This is a genomic window from Enterobacter sp. 01-M-02-SI-ECC (genome assembly GCF_047530595.1).
Classification (GTDB): domain Bacteria; phylum Pseudomonadota; class Gammaproteobacteria; order Enterobacterales; family Enterobacteriaceae; genus Enterobacter; species Enterobacter cloacae_M.
This window is the reverse complement of sequence record NZ_JBLKCZ010000101.1, coordinates 1-727: the sequence shown is the minus strand read 5'-3', so window position 1 is coordinate 727 and position 727 is coordinate 1. Positions and strand designations below refer to the sequence as shown.

At 52.7% G+C, this 727-nt stretch carries 1 protein-coding gene; it reads right to left on the bottom strand.

Translation table 11 applies throughout. The annotated features are described in order from the left end of the window. Positions 1-20: 20 nt before the first annotated feature. Positions 21-725: an IS6-like element IS26 family transposase gene (locus ACMWLG_RS25860; protein WP_001067855.1), complete on the bottom strand. Its 705-nt coding sequence runs from the start codon at positions 723-725 to the stop codon at positions 21-23. Between the last annotated feature and the right edge of the window lie 2 nt (positions 726-727).

Sequence of the window (727 nt, the reverse complement as noted above, 5' to 3'; positions counted from 1 at the left end):
TTTTGTCTTATTCAAAGGCCTTACATTTCAAAAACTCTGCTTACCAGGCGCATTTCGCCCAGGGGATCACCATAATAAAATGCTGAGGCCTGGCCTTTGCGTAGTGCACGCATCACCTCAATACCTTTGATGGTGGCGTAAGCCGTCTTCATGGATTTAAATCCCAGCGTGGCGCCGATTATCCGTTTCAGTTTGCCATGATCGCATTCAATCACGTTGTTCCGGTACTTAATCTGTCGGTGTTCAACGTCAGACGGGCACCGGCCTTCGCGTTTGAGCAGAGCAAGCGCGCGACCATAGGCGGGCGCTTTATCCGTGTTGATGAATCGCGGGATCTGCCACTTCTTCACGTTGTTGAGGATTTTACCCAGAAACCGGTATGCAGCTTTGCTGTTACGACGGGAGGAGAGATAAAAATCGACAGTGCGGCCCCGGCTGTCGACGGCCCGGTACAGATACGCCCAGCGGCCATTGACCTTCACGTAGGTTTCATCCATGTGCCACGGGCAAAGATCGGAAGGGTTACGCCAGTACCAGCGCAGCCGTTTTTCCATTTCAGGCGCATAACGCTGAACCCAGCGGTAAATCGTGGAGTGATCGACATTCACTCCGCGTTCAGCCAGCATCTCCTGCAGCTCACGGTAACTGATGCCGTATTTGCAGTACCAGCGTACGGCCCACAGAATGATGTCACGCTGAAAATGCCGGCCTTTGAATGGGTTCATGT

Excerpts from the sequence above, each read along its gene's own strand:
- ACMWLG_RS25860 (WP_001067855.1), bottom strand. The coding sequence starts at position 725 with ATGAACCCATTCAAAGGCCGGCATTTTCAGCGTGACATCATTCTGTGG.